The sequence below is a fragment of the Lyngbya sp. CCY1209 genome (genome assembly GCF_055795065.1).
This window is the reverse complement of record NZ_JAYFER010000441.1, coordinates 24,228-31,259: the sequence shown is the minus strand read 5'-3', so window position 1 is coordinate 31,259 and position 7,032 is coordinate 24,228. Positions and strand designations below refer to the sequence as shown.

8 protein-coding genes are annotated in these 7,032 nt (G+C 56.2%); 4 read left to right on the top strand and 4 right to left on the bottom strand.

Features of this window, described 5'->3' with window-relative positions; all coding sequences use genetic code 11:
• Positions 1-236: 236 nt before the first annotated feature.
• Positions 237-560, bottom strand: coding sequence for a PDDEXK family nuclease (locus AC0QHF_RS13630; RefSeq protein WP_324704765.1), 324 nt, complete (start codon positions 558-560; stop codon positions 237-239).
• Positions 561-686: 126 nt separating this feature from the next.
• Between AC0QHF_RS13630 and AC0QHF_RS13625 the strand changes: the two genes are divergently transcribed.
• Complete coding sequence (locus tag AC0QHF_RS13625) at positions 687-2,375, top strand: transglutaminase-like domain-containing protein (protein WP_324704764.1); 1,689 nt, start codon at positions 687-689, stop codon at positions 2,373-2,375.
• A 158-nt stretch (positions 2,376-2,533) separates the two neighbouring features.
• Entirely contained in the window at positions 2,534-2,671 is a 138-nt protein-coding gene (locus AC0QHF_RS13620) for a hypothetical protein (protein ID WP_324704763.1), read from the top strand.
• Between the two features lie 57 nt (positions 2,672-2,728).
• Here AC0QHF_RS13620 and cysH read toward each other — a convergent pair whose 3' ends face one another.
• Entirely contained in the window at positions 2,729-3,556 is an 828-nt protein-coding gene (cysH, locus tag AC0QHF_RS13615) for a phosphoadenosine phosphosulfate reductase (protein WP_324704762.1), read from the bottom strand.
• Between cysH and AC0QHF_RS13610 the strand changes: the two genes are divergently transcribed.
• Both AC0QHF_RS13610 and AC0QHF_RS13605 read left to right on the top strand, forming a co-directional pair.
• A complete protein-coding gene (locus tag AC0QHF_RS13610) occupies positions 3,555-3,752 on the top strand; it encodes a hypothetical protein (protein WP_324704761.1) in 198 nt (65 codons plus the stop codon). The two genes, cysH and AC0QHF_RS13610, sit on opposite strands and share 2 nt — an antisense overlap.
• Before the next feature lie 496 nt (positions 3,753-4,248).
• Positions 4,249-4,809, top strand: a complete 561-nt coding sequence (locus AC0QHF_RS13605) for a 2'-5' RNA ligase family protein (protein ID WP_324704760.1) — start codon at positions 4,249-4,251, stop codon at positions 4,807-4,809.
• A gap of 31 nt (positions 4,810-4,840) precedes the next feature.
• On the opposite strand, the gene AC0QHF_RS13600 is transcribed toward AC0QHF_RS13605, so the two are convergent.
• A complete protein-coding gene (locus tag AC0QHF_RS13600; RefSeq protein WP_324704759.1) occupies positions 4,841-5,920 on the bottom strand; it encodes a DUF4419 domain-containing protein in 1,080 nt (359 codons plus the stop codon).
• 141 nt (positions 5,921-6,061) lie between these two features.
• Complete coding sequence (locus AC0QHF_RS13595) at positions 6,062-6,982, bottom strand: alpha/beta fold hydrolase (protein WP_324704758.1); 921 nt, start codon at positions 6,980-6,982, stop codon at positions 6,062-6,064.
• Between the last annotated feature and the right edge of the window lie 50 nt (positions 6,983-7,032).

Sequence of the window (7,032 nt, the reverse complement as noted above, 5' to 3'; positions counted from 1 at the left end):
CATCCAAGGGGATGGAAGCCTTACTGGGAGGTTATTTCAGGCATTTCAGCCTTATTTCATTCCCAAACGAATCGCACAGATAGCTACATTGTATCTAATGTTTCTGTCCGGACATTAAAACCCCTCCTCGTCCGCGAAGGTCTCGATGTTGACCGGGCGGGTACGGCGCCGGCTTGGAGACTGGTGCGGGGACTGCCCGATCGCCGACTGACGCCCCCGATGTTCTTCCCGAAGCCTTATCGACCGATCGCTGATAATTGAATGCCGTGGGCTGACAAATAATCGTCGTCCGAACCATAACGATCGGGCGATCGCCCCCCTTTATTCCCCTCCGACTCAAACACCAATTTGAGTCCCCGCTTCCAGAAAATCGCCGATCTTCTGAGGAAGTTTATGCAATTTGAACCCAGTTTTTCGGTAAACGAAGCATCCGGCGATCGCAGGTCTGCATCGGTATTCGGCAAGGGAAAACCCCCACTCGAAGCGATGACCCGGCCCAATTGGCGGGGACGCACCCAATTTTGCAATTGAGTGATAATTTCTGCGGCCAAACCAGCCATAGCGATAATCTCCTAATAACTGTAAGCTGATGGCTGAAAGCGGACTGCCAATTGCTATAAAATGTCCGAACCCCGGTTTTTGCCTGCGGGGGATCGTATCTCAGTCCATCACCCATCAGATTCAGCATGACTCTCAATTCACCGGCTCCCGATCGCGATCGCCAGCCCATCCACAGAACCATTCGACCGATGGGGGTTTCGGCTCTCCACGGCCTGACGTTTGTCGGACAGACCCTGTACGCCGTGGATTCGCTGCGGGGATTTCTGCTCCAGATCGACCCCCGCACGGACAATACCATTGTCATCAATCCTTATCATACGGCGGAATTTACCGACGCCAGCGGTTTGGCCATTTGGGAGGGGACGCTGTGGTTTACCCGGGATGATAGCGTGTACGTCTGCCGGGATGCCTTCAAGGGAGACGCGATCGCGATCGACCCCCAGCACTTTGTGTCCCTCCCCTACAGAATAGACGGCATTGCCGTCTGGAACTCCACCCTTTACCTGAGTTCTCGGGAAGCGGGTTATATTTTCGTCTACAGCGCCAGCACGGGCCGCGAAATCACCCGATTTTACGCCCCGGGAATCGGGGAGGAAAATCTGACGGTCCGGGATGAGGAATTGTGGGTTTGCGACAAGTTGGAGCAGACGGTGTACTGCCTGGAACGGGGCACGGGAGAGACGCGGTTCAACGTTTTGACCCCCTTTGAGTCCCCCAGCGGTCTGGCGTTTTACCCGGACCCGCAGACGGGGGAAACGGTGCTCTACGTCGCCTATGCGGGGGACGAGTTGTTCATCCGGGACGACCCCAACTCCCTGGAACAGTTTCAACTGGCCAAGCGCGATCGCACCTTCGTCCACCCCCTCTACTTTCACTACAACGAAAAAGAGCGCTACGCCACCTCCAACGGCTTTTTGATCGAGATGTCCTACGTCGAAGAGATCGAACCCCTCGACGAGGTATATTTGGAGGACGTGGAATGGCGCATCGCCCTGCCCTCGGAAACCCACCGCCAGAAGGTGCGGGAAATTTCCTATATCGGAACTCCCTTCACCGAAGAGGTGGAAGACGGGGAGCGGGTGGCTGTGTTCAAGTTCAAGCCCCTGAGTTCCAAAGAACGGCGGATTTTCGGCTGGAAAGCCCTGCTGGAGGTGCACGCCATCAAGTACCAGATCCACCCCCTCGACGTGGAACAGGTGCCGCCCCTGCCACTGGAGTTTAAAGATCGCTATCTGGTGGATAATGACAATTTGGCGATGGAGTCCTATGTCGTCCGGGAGGCCGCCGAGGATGCGGTGGGGACGGAAACCAACGTCCTCCGCAAGTTGTTGAACGTCCGCAATTACGTTTACGATCGCCTCGACTACAGCCTCACTGCCAAAATTGAACCCCCGGACGTGGTGCTCCGGCGGGGGGTCGGGTCCTGCGGGGAATATGTGGGGGTGCTGCTGGCTTTGGGGCGTCTCAACGAGATCCCCTGTCGCACGGTGGGCCGCTACAAGTGCCCCGCCTTCGCCGATCGCCGCAACGTGCCGCTGGAACCGGAGTACAATCATGTTTGGCTCGAATTCTACATCCCCGGCTTCGGTTGGGTGCCGATGGAGTCCAACCCGGACGATATCGGCGACGGCGGTCCCTATCCCCTGCGGTTTTTCATGGGGTTGGCGTGGTACCACGTCGAGATCGGCCGCGGACTCAAGTTTCAACGCCTGACCAATAACGGGGTTCCCCTCAACAAGGAGGAGATTTCGGTGGGAAATCTGGCGATCAACCACGTCCGGTTTACCATTTTGGACGAACTTCGGGCCATTTGAACAAAGTCCGTCGCACTCGACCTCCTCGCGTTAGCAGGATGGAGTCAAGACGGGGCGATTTGGAGTCCCCTTCCTCGCCATGCCGAACTGCCTTCGGCCGCAGAAAAGGGAGACGAAAAATCGCCAAACCCTGATCAAACAGCGACAATCAGACACCTATGGAGTTTACGACCCTCAACATTTTATTTCTGGCCGCGATCGCCCTGCTGCTGCTGGTGACGGGCGGCGTGGGCTATCTGACAGTTGCCGATTGGCGCGATCGGCGTCGCCGGGAACAGGAGCGACGGGGCAAGTGATAATTGATAATTGATAATTGACAATTATCAATTTTTTTTCCGTTCCCGATGTTCGGTTTACAAAGAGCTCGAATCGAGGCTCTTGGCTTCGTCGTCGGTTTGGGGCAGGTGCAGGCCGCACTCCTGTTTAAGGCCCCGGAAGCGGGTGTCGCGATCGCTCTCGTCCCCGGCCATCAGGGGGCGGCTGGAGTGCCAGTCGCCGACGGTGGTGTAGCCGAGGTCGAAATAGGGGTGGTAGGGCAGATCGTGGGCGGTGAGGTACTGGTAGACGTCCCGGGAGTGCCAGTTGAGGATGGGATAGACTTTGTGGCGGTCGGACTGGCGACCGACGCGGCGGAGGGTTTGGCGGTGGGCGGTCTGGTCGGCCCGCAGTCCCGCCAGCCATGCGGTGGCATTCAATTCACCCAGGGCCCGCTGCATGGGTTCGACTTTGCGGATCTGGTCGTAGCGGTTGAGGGCTCCGACGTCATCTTGTTCCCACAGGCGGCCGTAGAGGGCTTCCATGCGGGCGGGGCTGATGGGGGACTGGTAGACTTTCAGGTTGAGGTTGAGGCGATCGCTCAATTCGTCGGCGAAGCGGTAGGTTTCGGCGGGGAGGTAGCCGGTATCCACCCAAATCACGGGGATATCGGGGACGACTCGGGTGACTAAATGCAGCATTACGGCGGATTGGATGCCGAAACTGGTGCTCATGACCAACCCTGACCCGAAGGTGTCCGCCGCCCATTTCACCACTTCCGTCGCGTCCGCATTTTCGAGGTGGGCGTTGACGCGATCGAGATCCAGGCCCTCCTCCATGCGATCGCCGCAGCAGCAGTTGCCGTCCGCCGGGATGGGTGCAGGTTGTCCCTTGGAGTTGGAATCGATGAGATTCAAATGTTGCATGGTTTCGGCTTCTGTGGTTGTGGATATCAAGTGGACATTCTTTCAATCTTGGCGGTGGCCCCGACACCGGCTCGGTGCGGGGGGCGATCGCGATGGCGGCTCCGGCAGAACCCGCGATTCGAGCCGCGATTTCCATTTTCCGATCGGGCGCGTCGGACCCGAACCCTCAGAAAGTGGGAAATTGCAATCCAGATAAATTCTACCAGCAATCTTCCCGTTCCTCGGCCGGGAAACCGAAGCGCCCCGGAATCCACTCTCAGAGGGGCGATCGCTGCTCCGGGGAGGAGATTCCCGCCACACTGGCCACGTCCCTCAACCGTCGGGGTGGTGGGAGGGGAGAATTTTTTTTCAAATTTGGGGTTCTCTCCACAAAATCTTCACTTTTTCGTGGTTTGCTAAAAATAAGCTCTTTAGTAAACCGCCGGCACCCAATTTATAAGATTGCCGGTTTATAACGGTACGGCCCGAGTCCTCCGGATTCGGGCCGTACTCTATCTTTGGGAAGAAAAAAACTCGATTTTCGATTTCTCCACAACATCTTCACATTTCTATGGTTTGCTAAAAATAACACTTTTAGTAAACCGTCGGCACCACCCCCATAAAATCGCCGGCAGATCATGGCGCAGTCTGGATCGCTGGGATTCGGACTGTGCTATTTTTAGGGGCAGCTACGCCAACGCCGAGCGATCGCCATGTCACCGTCCCAACCCCTGTTTTTCGTCGCCCTCCTCCCCCCGAAAGCCATTCAAGAGCAAGTCACGGCTATCAAACAGGACTTCGCCACCCGCTACGACAGCCGCCACGCCCTCAAATCTCCCCCCCACGTCACCCTTCAACCCCCCTTCAAGTGGCTGGCGGACGACTTGGCAACCCTGGAAAATGCCCTGAGTCAATTCGCGGCGACTCGGCAACCTGTCCCCGTCACCTTGTCCGGTTTCGGGGCTTTCCCGCCCCGCGTCATCTATGTCAATGTCCTGAAAACGCCGGAACTCCTCGATATTCACAAGCAGTTGACCGCCCATTTTGAAGACACTTTAAATCTTGTCGATGAACGGTCAAAAAAACGGGCGTTTTCTCCCCATATGACCGTCGCGTTTAAAGATTTGACCGGGCAAAATTTTCGAGCGGCTTGGCCGGAATTTCGGGAGCGAGCGATCGCATTTGAATTTGAGGCAAAAACCCTGACGCTGCTGCGTCACGACGGCCGCCGGTGGGAAATTCATCGAGATTTTTCATTGGCAAAGGGGGATTAGTCGCGATCGCGATCCGAAATTTTTTCCGTCACTACAGGCAAATTGGGGTATTGGCAAATGTCGGCTTCTCCCGCACCGCCCAGCCGATTTTCGGCCGCAATGCCAGAGTGTTTTGGTCCTGGGTATAGGAGGTGAAGCCGGCGATGAATTCCATGTCGTACTGTCGGCTGTAATACAGCCACTCAAAGGGGGCGACGGATAAGCCACTGGGAAATTGAGAATGAGTCAAACTGCCCGATAACGTGATATCTTTTAAACCGGCGATCGGTGTTCCTTCTACCTCAAAACTCTGATTTTTATAGATGCTGTCGTCATGGTTCCTCAAATAAGGAAACCATTGAACAATCCAACCGCTAATAAACGGCCCGCCACTGCCGTCCTCAATTTTGTATAAGTTCCGCCACAGGAGGGACTCGTCAAGACCTTTGGCGGTGTTGACGATGCGATCGAGAACCGGCAACAAATGCCGAGTCCACCACTGCAAACCGTAAACTTCGCCCGTGGCTGCGACTCGCTCTCTGAGCGACTCCCAATCGGCAACCTCTCCTTCCAGGGTGATTTCGGGAATGCCACACATCGTCATCAAAGAATAGTCAAAATAACTCTGCAAAGCGTCCATCAACACAATTTCTCCGGCCGCCCGCTCGATGTTGCCCGTCGTGCTAAATTCAGCCACGATATGGCGATGGTTGTCCTCGCCGATGAGGGTTTTTATTTGCTCTGAAAACTCGGAAAAAACCTCCTCCCAGGGGTTTTCTGGACTGCCTTTCACAAAATCATCTCTCCGGACTTGGATGAGTCGCTTTCCCGTTTTTTTGTCGGCAAATAAATGGCGCATTTCTTCCGAGTTGAGGTGGATATGATGGGCTAAACCTTGAGTGAAAAGCAGCCAAAACATATCGGGGGAAAGGAGCAAGGGATAATGTTGGGAATAGGCTTTATGGCAGGCATTGACAAAGGGATGATACGAACAAGAGATGACTTCTCCGTCCAATTCCGAACAGGATTCGACGGCGATGTTCAACCAATGTTTGATCGCCCTTTTCGGGGTGGTCGTGCTGGCGATCTGCCCGGTTGCCTTGGAGACCGCATCCACCGGCAATGTAATCATAATTAAGTTGTCTGATTGACTGTTGCTATTGAATCCCGATCGCCAACTCCCAAATATCTGCGGTGGCCGGAGTCGGAAGTCGGGGGTCGGGGAGATGGAAGGAGTCTAAAATGCCCCCAACCCGAGAGAAGGCCAGCAAACTTAGAATGGCTCGATCCGGTGAATCCAGTCTAACATTTTCCGATTCACCACATCCGGACATTCGTCGTGGGGGCAGTGGCCGGCATTTTCGAGTTCGACCAATTCCAGGTTCGGGTGGTATTCTCGGTATCTGTGGGGTTGGGCGAGTTTGAGGGGGATGAGGCGGTCTTGCTTTCCCCACAGGAGCAAGATGGGAACTTGGATTTGGGGGAACAGGGTGCGGACGGCCGGCCCGAGTTGGGAACTGCCCATGATGCGAAATAAGCGCGAGAATGCTCGGGCCGCGCCGCGATCGCGGGGAGGGGTTGCTAGAATATCCACGAGTTCGTCCGTGACCGCCTCGGGATTATGGTACGCCAACCCGACCCAACGGCGGATGACGGATGGGCGTCGGACCAGATAGAATAACGGGCGTAAAATGATCGGAGAGGCGACCAAACCTTGGACGAACTCGACCCCGGGGACCATCCAGGGGGGCAGCAGATCCGCCTGGGCGGCCGGATCGGGTAAACTGATCAGGACTAAACCCTTTGCGGTTTCGGGATGGCGAGCCACCGCCGCCAGGGCGATGAGGGAACCGATGGAGTTTCCCACCCAGACGGCGGGACGGCGGACGAAAGTCCCCCAAAAGTCCCGCACCAACTCGACCCAGAGGGAAACGTCGTAGGGAGCGATCGCTTTTTCAGAGGCACCGAACCCCAACAAGTCCAGGGCATACACCGGATGGGATTGACTGAGAACTTGCAGATTATGCCGCCAGTGACCCAAGGAGGCGCCGAACCCGTGGAGAAAGATCAACGGTGGCGGGGATGCGGCGGGATTTTCGGCGGGCGATCGCTCGAATGTGTAGCGAATCCGCCACCCCCGCCAGATCCAATTCCGCTGAGAGCCGACCCGCCGGCACCAGTGTGACTCATCCATTCAACTCACCCCCGAGTGCAACATAACTTTACAAGTTGTCCCTGAGATCT